The 14,683-nt window shown below is 52.6% G+C and carries 17 protein-coding genes and 5 tRNA genes; 11 read left to right on the top strand and 11 right to left on the bottom strand.

Translation table 11 applies throughout. From position 1 onward, the window contains the following. Positions 1–67 precede the first annotated feature (67 nt). Both cmpA and RSX24_RS06445 read right to left on the bottom strand, forming a co-directional pair. A complete protein-coding gene (cmpA, locus tag RSX24_RS06450) occupies positions 68–211 on the bottom strand; it encodes a cortex morphogenetic protein CmpA (protein WP_343260075.1) in 144 nt (47 codons plus the stop codon). 267 nt (positions 212–478) lie between these two features. Then, a complete protein-coding gene (locus tag RSX24_RS06445; RefSeq protein WP_236415134.1) occupies positions 479–835 on the bottom strand; it encodes a hydrolase/acyltransferase in 357 nt (118 codons plus the stop codon). A gap of 117 nt (positions 836–952) precedes the next feature. On the opposite strand from RSX24_RS06445, the gene RSX24_RS06440 reads away from it, so the two are divergent. From RSX24_RS06440 to RSX24_RS06430, 3 genes are all read left to right on the top strand, one after another. Then, positions 953–1,420, top strand: a complete 468-nt coding sequence (locus tag RSX24_RS06440; RefSeq protein WP_339276648.1) for a SprT family protein — start codon at positions 953–955, stop codon at positions 1,418–1,420. A 143-nt stretch (positions 1,421–1,563) separates the two neighbouring features. After that, positions 1,564–1,639: transfer RNA gene (locus RSX24_RS06435), tRNA-Asn, on the top strand. A 7-nt stretch (positions 1,640–1,646) separates the two neighbouring features. Continuing rightward, positions 1,647–1,735, top strand: a tRNA-Ser gene (locus RSX24_RS06430). An 86-nt stretch (positions 1,736–1,821) separates the two neighbouring features. Here RSX24_RS06430 and RSX24_RS06425 read toward each other — a convergent pair. Next, positions 1,822–2,514 (bottom strand): ArsR/SmtB family transcription factor, encoded by a 693-nt coding sequence (locus tag RSX24_RS06425; protein ID WP_343260074.1) that lies wholly within the window; start codon positions 2,512–2,514, stop codon positions 1,822–1,824. Between the two features lie 156 nt (positions 2,515–2,670). Here RSX24_RS06425 and RSX24_RS06420 point away from each other — a divergent pair, with 156 nt between their 5' ends. Together RSX24_RS06420 and RSX24_RS06415 are read left to right on the top strand one after the other, a co-directional pair. Continuing rightward, positions 2,671–3,321 (top strand): flavin reductase family protein, encoded by a 651-nt coding sequence (locus tag RSX24_RS06420; protein WP_343260073.1) that lies wholly within the window; start codon positions 2,671–2,673, stop codon positions 3,319–3,321. Between the two features lie 170 nt (positions 3,322–3,491). Further along, positions 3,492–4,163: an MgtC/SapB family protein gene (locus RSX24_RS06415; RefSeq protein WP_236415130.1), complete on the top strand. Its 672-nt coding sequence runs from the start codon at positions 3,492–3,494 to the stop codon at positions 4,161–4,163. Between the two features lie 13 nt (positions 4,164–4,176). Here the strand turns inward: RSX24_RS06415 and RSX24_RS06410 are convergent, their stop codons facing one another. Next, positions 4,177–5,064, bottom strand: coding sequence for a Cof-type HAD-IIB family hydrolase (locus tag RSX24_RS06410; RefSeq protein WP_236415129.1), 888 nt, complete (start codon positions 5,062–5,064; stop codon positions 4,177–4,179). Positions 5,065–5,066: 2 nt separating this feature from the next. Continuing rightward, positions 5,067–5,843 carry a DeoR/GlpR family DNA-binding transcription regulator gene (locus tag RSX24_RS06405; RefSeq protein WP_236415128.1) on the bottom strand — a complete coding sequence of 259 codons (777 nt, stop codon included), beginning with the start codon at positions 5,841–5,843 and terminating at the stop codon, positions 5,067–5,069. A 281-nt stretch (positions 5,844–6,124) separates the two neighbouring features. On the opposite strand from RSX24_RS06405, the gene RSX24_RS06400 reads away from it, so the two are divergent. The 4 genes from RSX24_RS06400 (at position 6,125) to RSX24_RS06385 (ending at position 7,165) form a co-directional block, all read left to right on the top strand. Further along, positions 6,125–6,196: transfer RNA gene (locus RSX24_RS06400), tRNA-Glu, on the top strand. A gap of 180 nt (positions 6,197–6,376) precedes the next feature. Next, positions 6,377–6,452, top strand: a tRNA-Lys gene (locus RSX24_RS06395). 17 nt (positions 6,453–6,469) lie between these two features. Continuing rightward, positions 6,470–6,552, top strand: a tRNA-Leu gene (locus RSX24_RS06390). 196 nt (positions 6,553–6,748) lie between these two features. Beyond that, positions 6,749–7,165 (top strand): helix-turn-helix domain-containing protein, encoded by a 417-nt coding sequence (locus RSX24_RS06385; protein ID WP_236415127.1) that lies wholly within the window; start codon positions 6,749–6,751, stop codon positions 7,163–7,165. Between the two features lie 107 nt (positions 7,166–7,272). Here RSX24_RS06385 and RSX24_RS06380 read toward each other — a convergent pair whose 3' ends face one another. The 6 genes from RSX24_RS06380 to RSX24_RS06355 form a co-directional block, all read right to left on the bottom strand. Further along, a complete protein-coding gene (locus tag RSX24_RS06380) occupies positions 7,273–8,211 on the bottom strand; it encodes an urease accessory protein UreD (protein ID WP_343260004.1) in 939 nt (312 codons plus the stop codon). Then, entirely contained in the window at positions 8,150–8,872 is a 723-nt protein-coding gene (gene ureG, locus RSX24_RS06375; protein ID WP_236415125.1) for an urease accessory protein UreG, read from the bottom strand. Before ureG ends, RSX24_RS06380 begins: the two co-directional genes overlap by 62 nt. Before the next feature lie 40 nt (positions 8,873–8,912). Next, positions 8,913–9,608: an urease accessory protein UreF gene (locus RSX24_RS06370; RefSeq protein WP_343260003.1), complete on the bottom strand. Its 696-nt coding sequence runs from the start codon at positions 9,606–9,608 to the stop codon at positions 8,913–8,915. Positions 9,609–9,679: 71 nt separating this feature from the next. Next, positions 9,680–11,389, bottom strand: a complete 1,710-nt coding sequence (gene ureC / locus RSX24_RS06365) for an urease subunit alpha (protein WP_438286776.1) — start codon at positions 11,387–11,389, stop codon at positions 9,680–9,682. 5 nt (positions 11,390–11,394) lie between these two features. Continuing rightward, on the bottom strand, positions 11,395–11,781 hold the full coding sequence (locus tag RSX24_RS06360; protein WP_339276657.1) for an urease subunit beta: 387 nt from the start codon (positions 11,779–11,781) through the stop codon (positions 11,395–11,397). A gap of 18 nt (positions 11,782–11,799) precedes the next feature. After that, a complete protein-coding gene (locus RSX24_RS06355; RefSeq protein ID WP_236415119.1) occupies positions 11,800–12,102 on the bottom strand; it encodes an urease subunit gamma in 303 nt (100 codons plus the stop codon). 287 nt (positions 12,103–12,389) lie between these two features. On the opposite strand from RSX24_RS06355, the gene urtA reads away from it, so the two are divergent. Together urtA and urtB are read left to right on the top strand one after the other, a co-directional pair. Further along, positions 12,390–13,610 (top strand): urea ABC transporter substrate-binding protein, encoded by a 1,221-nt coding sequence (gene urtA / locus RSX24_RS06350; protein ID WP_438286775.1) that lies wholly within the window; start codon positions 12,390–12,392, stop codon positions 13,608–13,610. Positions 13,611–13,757: 147 nt separating this feature from the next. After that, entirely contained in the window at positions 13,758–14,663 is a 906-nt protein-coding gene (urtB, locus tag RSX24_RS06345; RefSeq protein WP_236415116.1) for an urea ABC transporter permease subunit UrtB, read from the top strand. The last annotated feature ends 20 nt before the right edge of the window (positions 14,664–14,683 follow it).

Below are 14,683 nucleotides of genomic sequence, written 5' to 3'. Positions count from 1 at the left end.
GTATGGGCTTCGTTGTGTTCCGCGACCGGTCCGAACGAAAAAGCGGGCTGCGCCCGTGAAGGGCTCGTCACATTTCACTGTCTGCGCTGCGAGATACGCTATTGCTCGGTTTGTTCCGATAAAAGAACCAGCATTCGTTCAGGAGTTTGATCTGGCGGCTATCCTTTTTGTGGAATGCCCGCATCAGTTGATTGCAAAGCCATTGGGGCAAGGGTATCTCCTCCTCTTGCGTTTTCATCTGTACGTTAGCATATGTGGCTATAGCCTGACCCGTGCGGAATAACCCGGGCATGAACGTTGGAAAATTCAATGCCAGCATAGCTCCTCATAGCTGCTCGGTTCAGGTGAAAGCTTTTCTTGGAGTTCATGCATACAAGATGAGCGACGTTGGGCCATACAGCGCAAAAAAGCGCATCCTCCGGTTGGGGAAAATGCACTTTCAGGTTGGGTATTCTGCCTATGGGTGTATACGAGTCGATCAGAGCGCTTCGGCTTCTTCCTCGTACCATTGCTCCAATTGAGCTTGCAGCGCACGAATTTCGGTGAGAAGCGCAATCAACGGGTAATGGTTCTCTTTCAGACTGGCAAAACTCTGCTCCAGCGCGTTGATGTAATCCATCCCGGAAACGATCACCCATTGCTCGCTCAGCAAATCAAGATTGTCGCATTCCGCAACGGCCCGAGGCAGTTCGGGTACATCTGCAGCCGTGAGTTTGTCGATTTCCTTGTGCAGGCGCAGATTGAGCGCACTCAATTGATAGGCATAATCGGCCGGCATCTCCACAAATTGCAGGTGCCCTGCCTGTTGCAAAATGACGTAACGCATTTTCGGCATAACGAGTCGTAGCTCCCCTCATACATTCTACTTGACAGTGTAGCCCACGAAACGGTTACAATTCAAGGGTATGCTTGCAAACAAAAAGATTGGCCTGCACCAAAGGAGAGGAAATCAGTGGAGAATGACGAATTGCAGCAATGGATCGAGCAGGTGTCTCTGGAGCACTTTGGAGTCCCGTTTACGCATGAGGCGCTATTCAATCCTCGTTTGTCGACGACGGGCGGACGATACATGCTGAAAAGCCACCGGATCGAGATCAATCCTCGTCAGCTTGAAGTGCACGGACGGGAAGAGGTCGAAAAAATTATCAAGCATGAGCTGTGTCACTACCATTTGCATATCCGGGGGCGCGGTTATCGTCATCGGGATCCGGAGTTCAAGGCATTGCTGCAAAAAGTGGGAGGTTCCCGGTTCTGCCAGTCCCTGCCGGACGGGATGGGGAGAAAGACGCTGCCTTATCGCTATAAACTGGTTTGCAAAAGCTGTGGCACCGAATACTTGCGTAAACGCAAAATGGACCCGAAGCGTTATCGCTGCGGACGCTGCACGGGAAAGTTGGAGCTGCGCGACATGCCGTCATGATTGCAGAGCGCGGATACGGACACAAGAAGAAGCGGAAGTTGTCTCATAAGAGAAAAATGCTACAAAAAAATGTTTAAAACAGTGTCAACGTTATTGACTTGGCAAGCCAATCATGTTAAATTATTTTTATCCACTAAAAATATTCCCTGATAGCTCAGTTGGTAGAGCACTCGACTGTTAATCGAGTTGTCACAGGTTCGAGTCCTGTTCGGGGAGCCATTTCTTTGGAGAGATACCCAAGTGGCTATAAGGGGACCCTCTGCTAAGGGGTTAGACTGCGTAAGCGGTGCGAGGGTTCGAATCCCTCTCTCTCCGTACTGAATATACAAAATACAAATCCTCTTCACGTGAATCGGTTAACGATTCACGTGAAGAGGATTTTTTAGTTTCTTATTTTTGATTCACCATATGATTCCGAGCACGTTTGACAAGCCTTGTTTGCCTTCTTCCGTCACTTCGACGGCACGGCTGCCTGTTTTGCGGCGCGTCCATCCAAGCTCCGCCAGTCGCCGTTCCAGTTGATCACCGAGCAAGCCGGAGATATGGAACCTGCGTTCGCTCCAATCCAGGCACTTGCGTGCGATTGCTCTGCGCGTTCCGGATCGATGCGAAAGGTCGATTCCGAACGACTCAAACCATTCATATCCTTTCGTTGGAATGTGATAATCCTTGTTCTGGCCATCGTCCACGATATAGCCTTTCTGCAACAAGGCGTCGCAGAGGGCGATACCCAACTTTCCGGCCAGATGATTGTAACAGGTGCGGGCGGAACTAAGCTGTTGCAGCTGATCGGATTGTTTGAGGGAACGTACGGAGACAGGGGGGGCGATGCTTGCCATCGTTTCGATCAAAAAGGCAATGTCATGACTGGCCAGGCGATAATACCGATGCCTTCCCTGACGTTCCACAACGAGTAATCCGCCTTCTACCAATTTGGCCAGGTGGTTGCTTGCGGTTTGGGGAGTCACCCCCGCCATATAAGCGAGTTCGCCGGCAGGCAATGCTCTCCCGTCCAGCAAGGCTTCCATAAATACGGCACGACTGGGGTCCGCGATTAATGATGCAATCGCTGAAATATTAGGGTATGCATTCATACTTCGATGATAACTGAACAATTGCCGTATTACAATGCAATCAGGCACGAAAAATCTGCCCCGAAGGTCGGATGCATGTCGTCGCTATGAAAGAAGTCGTTTTTGAAGGATGGAATGGAGGAAGGATACATGGGACATCGCTACCTGAAGGAGCATATGGAGCATAACAACAGCTGTGAAACCAGGACTTTTCATGAAAAATCGGTGGAGCTTCATGAAGTGATCCGCCCGAATATTTTATATTATGGCACACCCGTGCTGCTGCTCAGCACGCTGAATGAGGACGGGTCAACCAACATATCCCCGTTATCGTCGTCATGGGCTCTGGGAGATTGCGTCGTGCTTGGGTTAGGCGTTCAAGGGCAGGCTTTCGATAACTTGAGCAGGCATAAGGAATGTGTTATTAATTTGCCGGATGCCACCTTATGGAGACAGGTTGAGCTTTTGGGAAAGTATACAGGCAAAAGTCCGGTTCCTGAGGAAAAAGCGGAAATGGGATATCGATTCTGCTCGGACAAGTTCGAGGCTGCGGGGTTTACGTCACAGCGTTCGGCAGAAGTTCGTCCTGATCGGATCGCCGAATGCGCGCTCCAAATCGAAGCCTCGGTGCAGCATATTCGCATACCCCAACATACGCCGTTTATGGCGATTGTTGAAGCTAAGGCGCTAATGGTACATGCCCATCCGGGGATCATCTCTGCTCATGACCATATTGATCCGGAAAGATGGAATCCGCTTATTTATAATTTTCGGCACTACTACGGACTCGGGGAGAAGCATGGAGAGAGCTTTAGGGCGAGGAAGTGATCGGACGTAAGAAAGAAGAGAGGGCGGGGGCCGACGAAGGTCCTCGTCTTTTAAGTATTTTGAAAATGGGGTAATTAGTAAAGGATGATGAATGTAAGCATATACATACTTGAGATGGGATGTCCGCCTTGTTGGCGTTGTTTCGAGATGATACGAAAGGATGGATGGCGATGGAATGGGAATATTTGATGCGCGTGGTCCTCGCCGGTCTGTGCGGTGTGTTCATTGGATATGAACGGAAAAATCGGATGAAAGAAGCGGGGATCCGCACGCATTTTGTCGTTGCTGTAGGTGCAGCGCTGATGATGGTTGTATCCAAATACGGATTCCAGGATCAATCCGGCTGGACCAACCTGTCGCTGGATCCTTCCCGGATTGCGGCACAGGTAGTAAGTGGGGTCGGATTCATCGGCGCCGGCATGATTTTTACGCAGCGCCAAACGGTGCGTGGACTCACCACGGCCGCAGGCATTTGGGCAACGGCTGGCATGGGTCTGGCCATGGGTGCGGGATTATATTGGACGGGTGCCGGAGTGACGCTGCTCATCATCATTGCGCAAATGCTGCTCCATCGGCAAGCGCGCTGGCTCGTATCCGCCAGGTCGGAAACGTTGACGATCCGTTTGGATCAGGAAGGGGCTGCGCTCCAGAGCGTCTTGTCCCTGCTGGGGCAAGAGGGGATTGCGGTGACGGGTTTCCGGGCAGAAAAAGAAACAAGCGCAGGTCTCCTTGGAGAGACTACGCTTGAGTTTGTCGTTAAACTGCCGGGTCCTTATCAGGGAGAACGGCTGCTTGCATTGCTTTCCGATGTGCCGCATGTGCGTTCCATCGAGCTGAAATAGCCGGGGTTAAAGGTTAAATGACGGTTTCGGGACGGGAAATCGTTTTGCCGTCAAGCACGCAGTGAATTGCATGCGCAACGCCGTTTTCCACGTTGGTTAACGTAATGGCATCGGCCAGATCCTGAACTTCGGCCACGGCATTGCCCATGGCAATGCCAAGCCCGGCCATTTCGATCATGGACACATCGTTGAAGTTGTCGCCGATGGCTGCCGTGTCGCTCATGGAAACGCCGAAGTGCTCGGCGAGCTTTGCCAAGGCATTTCCTTTGGAAACGTCGGGATGCTGCATTTCGAAGTTGTGTTCGGCCGACACAACCATGGCTACGTCCGATCGGGAGGCGAAGTGCTCGCGTCCTTTTTTCAATTGAAGCGGGTCAAGCGAGAAGGCCATGATGTTGTAAATGAAAGCCTCAGCCGGAATGTCCTGATGAGAATTGACGCGGAAATGGTCCTTTTTGGCATAGTGTTTTTTAATGCCGGAAATCATATGTTTAAGGTTTTCGTCAGGAGTCGTGTCGAGCAGGCGTTCCATGTCGGCCATGATTTGCGCATGGTGGTTGGAAGGGGCGTAGATGCCCTGTTGGGTAGAGGCTTCGTAATAAATTTCGTTCTCCTCCAGCCATTTCATGACCGATGCTGCCGTTTCGCGGTCCAGCGGAAGATGGAAAATGCGCTCGCCGTTCTCGTCATGGATGGTGGCGCCGTTGGATCCGATGACAGGGGTTTTGATGCCGCCATCACGGCTAATGTTGATCACGTCGGAATAGACGCGGCCGGTGGCAATCGTAACTTCAAGCCCTTCTTGCTTGGCGCGCTGAATCGCAGCCGCATTTTCGGGACTCACCTGGCTATTGCGGTTCAATAACGTTCCGTCCAGGTCGGTTGCAAACAATTTGATCATACTTACAGCTCCTTTTCTTTGATGGGTTCAGGAATGAGAATCTCGACTTGTTGTTCTTCGAGGAAAGCCAGCCAGTCTGCGGAAGGCCATTGATTCGTGATCAGCACGTCCACGAGGGACCAGTCGGCAAAGCGGTATCCGTATTGCCTGTCAAATTTCGAATGATCGGCAAGCACGATCACCTGTTTGGCTGCCTGCATCATTTGGTATTTGATTTTGCCTTCTTCTTCAGAGGCGCTGAAGCCCTGCATGGTAAGGCCGCCAATGCCGATGAAAGCTTTATCTACATAATAGCGGGATAACGTTTCGATCACGGAGGCGCCATAAACATAGCGTTGGTCCTTGTTGATCTTGCCGCCGAGCAGGCGGATATCCACTGCGGCATGGTTGGAGAGCAGATCGGCCGAGTGCATGGAGTTGGTGATGACCGTGCAGGATTTGCCGTTCAGATTCTCCGCACAGGCCTGAACCGTGGTTGAAGAATCCAGAATGATAATTTCGCCTTCGCGCACAAGCGCTGCCGCGAGTTTGCCGATGGCGCGTTTATCCTCGGAAACATGGAGCAGGCGTTCCTTGTAAGATTTGAATTCGAGTGGAGGCGAGGGAAGAATTGCGCCGCCGCGCGTGCGGATGATGGCCTCCTGCTCTTCAAGCTTGATCAGATCCCTGCGGGCCGTATCTCGGGAAACGTCGAACAGGGTTACGATCTCGTCCGCGGAAATTCGGCTATGCTTGCGAAGATGCTCGATAATGAGCTGCAGGCGTTCTTCTTGAAACAAACAAGATGCCTCCTTAATGGGGATGACTAATTTATATGATAGCTCAATTATAAGTTTTCGTAATGATATTTGCAATGTTATAAGCTATTATAAGTGATTGTAAGGTTTTTTAATAAGGTTTTTACATATTCAGTGGTTGCGGATAACACTAATGTGGATTGAAGTAGAGCGAATCTGTTTGTTTTATGGCATTAAAATTTATTTTTCAAAAAAAGTGTTGCACACCTCTGGAATTCTATGATATACTCTATCTTGTCGCCAAGAACGACAGAGTTTAACAAGGCCCGTTGGTCAAGGGGTTAAGACACCTCCCTTTCACGGAGGTAACAGGGGTTCGAATCCCCTACGGGTCATTGCAATTCCATTGCAACACAAGGGGTGAGAACCCCAAAGGTTCGTCGGAGGATAAGCCTCGTTAGCACAGACTTCGCAGTCTCGAACGAAGTGAGAGTATCCCCTACGGGTCATTGCTTCACAAAAGGTCATTGCTTTTCCATAAGTGATATGGCGCATTCGGTGAAGTTTTACAGCAAGAGCCATTAGCTCAGTTGGTAGAGCACCTGACTTTTAATCAGGGTGTCGAAGGTTCGAGTCCTTCATGGCTCACCAGTTTTACATTTGAATATGCGGTCGTGGTGGAATGGCAGACACGCTATCTTGAGGGGGTAGTGGGCGTACGCCCGTGGAGGTTCGAGTCCTCTCGACCGCATACATAAGTATTAACGAAGACAGGTTTTCATGTGTATACATGAGAGCCTGTCTTTTTTATTTTTGTACAACATGCTTAGGGGTGGGCTGAGTGATCAGGCAGATTGTGGTATAATATTGTTTAATGTGTGGCCCATGAGATGATGGAAAGCAGAGCAGAGGGATTCATGATTACTAAGGTTGGAAGGCGGTCTTGTATGCAGTCGATCTATGAACGAATTGAACAACTGATTGCCGAAAGGGGAATGACCAAGAAGGCGTTCTGTCAGCAGCTGAAGATCAGCACGGGCAATCTGGGGGATTGGAAGCGCGGCAAGTCTATTCCGAGTACGAACAAGTTGATCGAGATCGCGTCGTTTTTCGATGTGAGCCTGGATTGGCTTATGATCGGACGGCCGTCGAAGGAAGCGATGGTGCGGGAGAAGCGGGAGGATTATTTTTTTGACGTATTGCGGCAACTGGATTGCCAGGACAACGAATTATCGACTGAAGAACAGTCTTTCATCAGCGAATATATTGAATTTACCCGGTATCGCAAGGCCAAAGAAGGTCGTCATTCCGGGGATGGCTTCCTTGAAAAGAAAGAGGATCGAACGGAAGATGAATCGATCTGAATCATAAAAACCTCTGAACAGGTCAACACGACGTTGATGCTGTTCAGAGGTTTTTTTCGCTGTTCATGCCCGGATGCGTATCTGCCTGTCGCATCCTATCATCCGAGTTATTTGCGGAAAGGAGGCATTTCGCTGCCGAGCAGTGCCGGGCGAACCGCATTCCAGAGAAGCAGGCATTGCTCCTGCAATTCCCAGGCGGCCATGCCAAGCATGCGGACGCCGATTCCGCCGGCGGCAAGCATGCTCGCACCGGCCAGGATGCGGCTTCCGTGCGGCAATCTCTGCCTAACCAGTTCTAATTCAGCAGAGCCGAGTCCGGGAGCGATCATCCACAATGCGGCCGTATGGGTGTAATGCATCAATGCGGCGGACTCGGTTGGATCGTCCCGCTCCGGGGCGAGGCCGAATCGGTCCCAGACGACGATCTGCTTGCCCAACCGGATATCGGTCAGGCTGTCGTAACGTTGGAATTGGAACAGTTCCCCGCGATGAACGCGCCCGGCAGCCCAAATATCCGCATACGCCAGAACGGCGTTTTCTCGCAGATCGAACCTGGTGGTAAGTGTGGAAGAACTACCTTTGAACGGAATGACGCCTTCCGGAAAGTATTCCAGAACGGCCCCTTGTTCCAGCGTGAAATGATGCTTCACGGAGGATGGCAATGAAGGCGTGGGGTGCAATCGGGTTGCGGACGTGCTGCTTAACATGACGTGGGTACCTTCCCCGAGATGCCATTCCGAATGGTATACGTCCCCGTTCAAAACGCCAGGCGAGACATCCGATGTATACACGCATAACCCGTTTCCGCCTCCGTGAGGGCGGAAGGAGCGGCTGAACCGGAGCGGGGCGCTGTAATAGCGGTCGATCATGACCGTTCTCCCGCCCTGAAGAGCAAAGCCGGCCCGGAGCTCGCTGCGGCGCGTGATGGCGCCTGTTATCGGCTGCGCTGGTTCGGGCTCGGTTGCCTGCATCTCCGGAACGGGATCAATGAGTGTGTGCCGAACCGTGGTCATGGCTGTGCGAATGCAGATGCGCAGCGGCAGCATCGTCATCCATGTATTGGTGTTCGAGCCAATGCACGATCTCGGATACGCCTTCGCCGCTCATCAGATTGGACATGACATAAGGGCGGCCTTCACGGACGCGTTCGGTATCCTCTTTCATCACTTCGAGACTGGCGCCGACGTAAGGAGCGAGGTCTGTTTTGTTGATCAATAGCAGATCGGAACGGGTAATGCCCGGACCGCCTTTGCGAGGCAGTTTTTCCCCTTGCGCCACATCGATGATGTAAATGAATACGTCGGCCAGTTCCGGACTGAATGCAGCCGACAGGTTATCTCCGCCGCTCTCGATGAAAATCAACTGCAGGTCGGGAAAACGTTCGATCAGTTCATCCACCGCCTCGAAATTCATGGAAGCATCTTCGCGGATCGCGGTATGCGGGCAGCCGCCTGTTTCGACGCCGATAATGCGCTCGGGTGCCAAAGCGTTCTGACGCAGCAAAATTTCCGCGTCTTCCTTCGTGTAGATGTCGTTCGTGATGACGGCGATGCTGTAACGGGTGCGAAGCGCCTTGGACAGTTTTTCCACAAGCGCGGTTTTGCCCGATCCTACAGGACCTCCGATTCCGATTCGCATGGGACGGCTGCGATCAAAAGCTTTGCGCTCCCACTCCGGATGGTGCGTATGATTTGCTCCTCCACACATAACTGACTCCTCCTTGGATAATGGATATGGATAAAAGATTTCAGGACATGAACAGACGGGCAGGCAGTGTTTCATGCTGCATGGCGTAAATTTCCTGGGCGATGCCGAAGCTGTGCATCTGCTCTGGAGCCTCGTGCCGGAGCTTGCTCCATTCGGATTCAATGTCGTTCAACAGCTTGTGAATGAGCGTCTGCGCTTCGGTCTGGCCGATCGGCAGGAGGCGCAAGGCGCTGTTAACGTATGCGTTGACACTGGTGTACAAATGCCCCGTCACTGCCTCGTCCAACCCGATTTCCAATCGATGGTTAATGTATCCGTGAATCGTTGTGAATCCGCAATAGGCGCCATGGTCCCGCACCGCTTCGTCGATCAGGGAAAAGTCCATCCACGGGTATAAGGATCGCGCCAGCTTCAGCAAGCGTTTGCCCATTTTATGCCCGCTTTCTCGTATCTCGCGCGGTGCGCGTTGGGCGTGAACTTGTTTGTCGATCAGGGCGAGCAAGCCGGAATCCTCCAGATCGATCGCCTGATATACGCCTTTGATGGCAAGTCCGTCAAACCTGACGAGGCTGGAATGCAGCTGGCTGCGAATGAATTGTTCCAGCTGGGCCGTCGTTTGAATGGTGCCGTCATGAGTATATGCTTCCAGGCCGAACGAGTGGGAAAAACCACCGATGGGCAATGCGGAATCCAGCAGTTGCACATAACGCAACAGTTTGGTGCCGTGATGCATCATAAGTCGATGCCCTCCCCGAAAGTAACGTTTCATCTATTGATCCCGCCAACCTCCGTGTATGCGCGTGAGAATCAGAACATGAAATATCGCTGTGCCATGGGCAGTTCTTCCGCCGGTTCGCATGTCAGCAGCACCCCGTCGGCCCGTACCTCATAGGTTTCGGGGTCCACTTCGATGACCGGGGTCACATCGTTGTGGATCATGTCCTTTTTGCTGACCGAGCGGCAGCCTTTGACCGCTTCCACGCGTTTGTTTAATCCTAGGGCTTCTTTGATGCCGGCCTCTGCTGCTGCTTGGGAGACGAACGTGATCGAGCCTTTGGCCAGAGCGCCGCCGTAGGAACCGAACATCGGCCGCCCGAATACGGGCTGCGGTGTCGGAATGGAAGCGTTCGGGTCGCCCATTTGGGCAAAAGCGATCATGCCGCCCTTAATGACCATTTCCGGTTTGACTCCGAAATAGGCAGGGCTCCAAAGGGTGAGATCGGCCAGTTTTCCGGCTTCGACGGAACCGACAAGGTGGCTGATGCCGTGGGCAATGGCCGGGTTGATCGTATATTTGGCCACGTACCTTTTGATTCGGTCGTTGTCGGAAGGCGAGCCTGCGGATAATTCCAGCTTGCCGCGTTGTTTCTTCATTTTGTCCGCGGTTTGCCAGGTGCGAATAATGACTTCTCCGACACGTCCCATGGCTTGGGAGTCCGAACTGATGATGCTGAACACGCCGAGGTCATGCAGAATATCCTCTGCAGCGATCGTTTCCGGACGAATCCGCGAGTCCGCGAAAGCAACGTCTTCCGGAATCGACGGGTCCAGATGGTGGCAGACCATCAGCATGTCGAGGTGTTCCTCTACCGTATTGCGTGTGTAGGGACGTGTTGGATTGGTTGAAGAGGGGATGACATAAGACTCTCCCGCTGCCCGGATGATATCCGGTGCGTGCCCGCCGCCGGCGCCTTCTGTGTGGTAGGTATGAATGGTTCTGCCTTTGATGGCTGCCAGCGTGTTTTCCAGGAAACCGGTCTCGTTCAACGTATCCGTATGGATAGCGACTTGCACGTCGTGCTTGTCTGCGGCCGTAAGGCAGGCGTCGATGGCGCTTGGCGTCGTTCCCCAGTCCTCATGCAGCTTGAGCCCGATGACCCCGGCTTCGATCTGTTCAACGAGCGGTGCGATGCTGGAGCTGTTTCCTTTGCCCAGAAAGCCGATATTCATCGGAAAAGCTTCTGCGGATTCGAGCATGCGATGAATATGCCATGCTCCAGGCGTGCACGTTGTCGCTTTTGTGCCGGTTGCCGGCCCCGTCCCGCCGCCGATCATCGTGGTTACTCCCGAAGAGAGGGCGGTTTGGATTTGCTGGGGGCAGATGAAATGGATGTGGGTATCGATGCCTCCTGCCGTCACGATGAGGCCTTCTCCGGCAATGATTTCCGTGGAGGCCCCGATCATCAGGGACGGATGGACGCCGTCCATCGTATCTGGATTGCCTGATTTGCCGATGGCGCAAATCAGGCCGTCCCGAATGCCGATATCGGCCTTGACGATGCCCCAATGGTCGATAATGACGGCATTGGTAATGACGGTATCCGGCGTGCCGTCAGTGCGCAGTGCCGAGGCGGACTGCCCCATGCCGTCGCGGATCACTTTGCCGCCGCCGAATTTGCTCTCGTCGCCATAAACGGCGTAATCGTGTTCAATCTCGGCCCAAAGCTCCGTATCCGCCAGACGGATGGCATCCCCTGTTGTGGGGCCGAACATGGAGGCGTATTGTTCCCGGCTCATTTTTTTCAAGAGGGATCGCCTCCGTTGTTCGCAGGGTCGGCAAAGGTTTGCAGGAAAGCGTTGAGCTTCCCGGGATCGGGGGGACACGCCAAGGAGCCTTCGGTCAACCCGTTAAAGCCGTGAATATGCCGTGTGCCGCCAAAGGTAGTGAGTTCGACGGGTTTTTCTTCTCCGGGTTCAAACCGGACTGCCGTACCCGCCGGAATGTGAAGCCGATGCCCGAAGGCTGTTGCGCGGTCGAAGTCCAGGGAGGCATTCACTTCATAGAAGTGTACATGCGAGCCCACTTGAACGGGCCGGTCGCCACGGTTCAATACGATAAGTTGGAGCGTCGGGCGGTCGGGATGACACACGATGTCGTCCTGTTTCAATCGGTATTCACCAGGAATCATGGCATTCTCCTGCCTTTCTCAACGTATGGGTTCATGCACGGTAACCAGCTTGGTTCCGTCGGGGAATGTAGCTTCGACCTGTACCTCGGGAACCATGTCGGGGACGCCTTCCATGCAATCCTCGCGAGTCAGGATCGTTCCGCCATACCGCATCAACTCGGCTACGCTCATCCCGTCCCGAGCGCGTTCCATCAGCTCGGAAGTGAGCAGTGCAATGGCTTCCGGCACGTTCAGCTTCAAGCCGCGGGTTTTGCGTTCGCGGGCGAGGTTGGCAGCTACGGTTATCAGGAGTTTTTCTTTTTCCTGTTCTGTCCAGTGCAAGGCAATCCGACCTTTCCCTTGATTATTTCTGATGTGAACGAAATGATATCGTGTTAAATATACTCACACAGGTGGTGTTTTTTGTCAATAACCTTCTGGAAATCTTAGAAATATGCATGAAATGGAACGGTTGAAATAAAATTATGTTAGATTTATTGACATACTAAGTCGGAGCAACCATAATTTGGAGCAACGAACATTTTAGAGCTGTGAGTCCGTAATGTTCGTCAATAGACCAAAAAAGGGAGTGCAGGCTATTGAAAAAGAGTTCGTTCAAATGGTGGGGCATGTTGCTAGGGATGGTCATTGCTTTGACGGGATGTGTAGAAGGGGGAGAACCTCCGCAGTCGGCAGCGACTTCCGGAACAGGCGAAGCGGTATCCGCGGAGGATACGATCAAAGTAGGCATTCTTCATTCTTTAAGCGGAACGATGGCGATCAGCGAGGTGTCGGTGAAGGATGCCGAGATGCTGGCCATCGAAGAAATCAATGCGGCAGGCGGCGTGCTTGGAAAGCAGATCGAGCCGGTCGTGGAAGATGGCGCTTCGGATTGGCCGACGTTTGCGGAGAAAGCCGGAAAGCTGCTGCAGCAGGATAAGGTGGCTGCCGTGTTCGGAGGGTGGACTTCCGCCAGTCGCAAGGCTATGCTTCCGGTATTTGAACAGAACAACGGCTTGCTGTTTTATCCCGTGCAATACGAAGGTTTGGAATCTTCCCCTAACATCTTTTATACGGGGGCCACAACCAATCAGCAGATCGTTCCTTCGGTTACGTGGTTGCTTGAGAACCGGGGCAAGAAGTTTTATCTGTTAGGCTCGGATTACGTATTCCCGAAAACGGCCAATCAAATCATTAAAGCCCAGCTTGAAGCCGAAGGCGGTGAAGTAGTGGGTGAGGAGTACACGCCGCTGGGGCACACCGACTACAGCACCATCATTAGCAAAATCAAAGCGGCACAACCTGACATTGTATATAACACGCTGAATGGCGATAGCAATGTGGCGTTCTTCAAACAATGGAAAGATGCCGGAATGACGGCCGACAAGATGACAACGTTGTCCGTGAGCGTGGCTGAAGAGGAAATTCGCGGCATCGGCGCGGATGTGCTGAAAGGTCACTTGGCGTCATGGAACTATTATCAAACGACCGATACGCCGGAAAATGCAGCGTTTGTGCAGAAATACAAAGAGAAGTACGGACAGGACCGGGTCACCGCAGATCCGATCGAAGCGGGTTACGTTGCCGTTTATTTGTGGAAAGCCGCCGTTGAAAAAGCCGGAAGTACGGATGTGGAGAAAGTCAGAGAAGCTGCCAAAGGGCTGGAATTCGATGCACCGGAAGGGAAAGTGACGGTGGATGGCGAGAATCAGCATATTTACAAAACGGTGCGCATCGGAGAAGTGCAGGAAGATGGACAGTTCAAGGAACTGTGGAATTCGGGTGATCCTGTCAAACCGGATCCATACCTGAAAACGTATGAATGGGGAGCTTCGCTCAGCAGCCAATAACATTAGAGTAACTGATTATTGCCTTCTTTAGTGTGGATGAGGGTGATAAATACACCCTTATTCCGCATCGAATTAAAGCGGTGTCGCGTTATTCAAGAGCGGTTCACAGCCATTATGGAAAGCCTTATCGCATGGGGAGTGAGAAGCATGGATATGTTTATTTTGCAACTGTTCAACGGCCTGAGCGTGAGTTCGATCCTGCTGTTGATTGCGCTCGGGCTGGCGGTTACATTCGGGCTCATGAACGTCATTAACATGGCGCATGGCGAATTGATCATGATTGGTGCCTACGCCACGTACGTGACGCAAAATTTGTTTGTGTCCTATGCCCCTGCAGGGTGGTTCGAGGCGTACTTTATCGTGGCACTGCCTTTGGCGTTCGGCGCTGCCGCCTTCGTCGGCTGGCTGCTTGAAGCGGTGCTGATTCGCCACTTGTACGGGCGGCCTCTGGATAGTTTGCTGGCGACCTGGGGCGTGGGCATGATGCTGCAGCAGCTTGCCCGAACGATTTTTGGAGCGCCTAATGTCGGGGTGTCAAGCCCATCCTGGCTGAATGGCGGGTGGGTTGTCTCGGAAGGTATCGTATTTCCGTACAAACGGCTGTTTATCATTGCGTTGGTGATCGTTGTGTTGCTCTGTATGTATCTTTATATTTACCACACTTCGTCGGGGCGGCGCATGAGAGCGGTGATGCAAAATCGAAGCATGGCGGGCTGCCTGGGCATATCGACCAGACGCGTGGATGGATTGACGTTCGCCATAGGCTCTGGAATTGCGGGCGTTGCAGGCTGCGCATTGACGCTGATCGGTCCGATCGGACCTTCGCTGGGCACCTATTACATCGTCGATGCTTTTATGGTCGTCGTGTTGGGTGGCGTGGGCAAATTGGTCGGCACCGTACTCGGCGCGCTGGGGATCGGGGTGTTCAATACGCTGTTCGAGACGTATACTTCGGCTTCGATCGGCAAAGTGCTTGTCTTTGCATGTATTGTTGCTTTCCTTCAATGGAAACCACGCGGCTTTGTTGCAGTGAGAACCCGGAGCTTGGATTGATGCGAAAAGGGGGTTAACTT

This window comes from Paenibacillus hubeiensis (assembly GCF_032334105.1).
In the GTDB taxonomy this organism is placed as follows: Bacteria; Bacillota; Bacilli; order Paenibacillales; family Paenibacillaceae; genus Paenibacillus; species Paenibacillus hubeiensis.
Note: the sequence above shows the minus strand (reverse complement) of the source record. Positions and strands in the feature narration are given on the sequence as shown.

Coding starts and splice junctions, on each gene's coding strand:
- RSX24_RS06445 (WP_236415134.1), bottom strand. CDS start 835: ATGCCGAAAATGCGTTACGTCATTTTGCAACAGGCAGGGCACCTGCAA.
- RSX24_RS06420 (WP_343260073.1), top strand. CDS start 2,671: ATGGAGCATAACAACAGCTGTGAAACCAGGACTTTTCATGAAAAATCG.
- RSX24_RS06360 (WP_339276657.1), bottom strand. CDS start 11,781: ATGATTCCTGGTGAATACCGATTGAAACAGGACGACATCGTGTGTCAT.
- RSX24_RS06410 (WP_236415129.1), bottom strand. CDS start 5,064: ATGATCAAATTGTTTGCAACCGACCTGGACGGAACGTTATTGAACCGC.
- urtB (WP_236415116.1), top strand. CDS start 13,758: ATGGATATGTTTATTTTGCAACTGTTCAACGGCCTGAGCGTGAGTTCG.
- RSX24_RS06425 (WP_343260074.1), bottom strand. CDS start 2,514: ATGAATGCATACCCTAATATTTCAGCGATTGCATCATTAATCGCGGAC.
- ureG (WP_236415125.1), bottom strand. CDS start 8,872: ATGTGTGGAGGAGCAAATCATACGCACCATCCGGAGTGGGAGCGCAAA.
- urtA (WP_438286775.1), top strand. CDS start 12,390: ATGTTGCTAGGGATGGTCATTGCTTTGACGGGATGTGTAGAAGGGGGA.
- RSX24_RS06370 (WP_343260003.1), bottom strand. CDS start 9,608: ATGATGCATCACGGCACCAAACTGTTGCGTTATGTGCAACTGCTGGAT.
- ureC (WP_438286776.1), bottom strand. CDS start 11,389: ATGAGCCGGGAACAATACGCCTCCATGTTCGGCCCCACAACAGGGGAT.
- RSX24_RS06380 (WP_343260004.1), bottom strand. CDS start 8,211: ATGCTGCCGCTGCGCATCTGCATTCGCACAGCCATGACCACGGTTCGG.
- RSX24_RS06385 (WP_236415127.1), top strand. CDS start 6,749: ATGCAGTCGATCTATGAACGAATTGAACAACTGATTGCCGAAAGGGGA.
- RSX24_RS06415 (WP_236415130.1), top strand. CDS start 3,492: ATGGAATGGGAATATTTGATGCGCGTGGTCCTCGCCGGTCTGTGCGGT.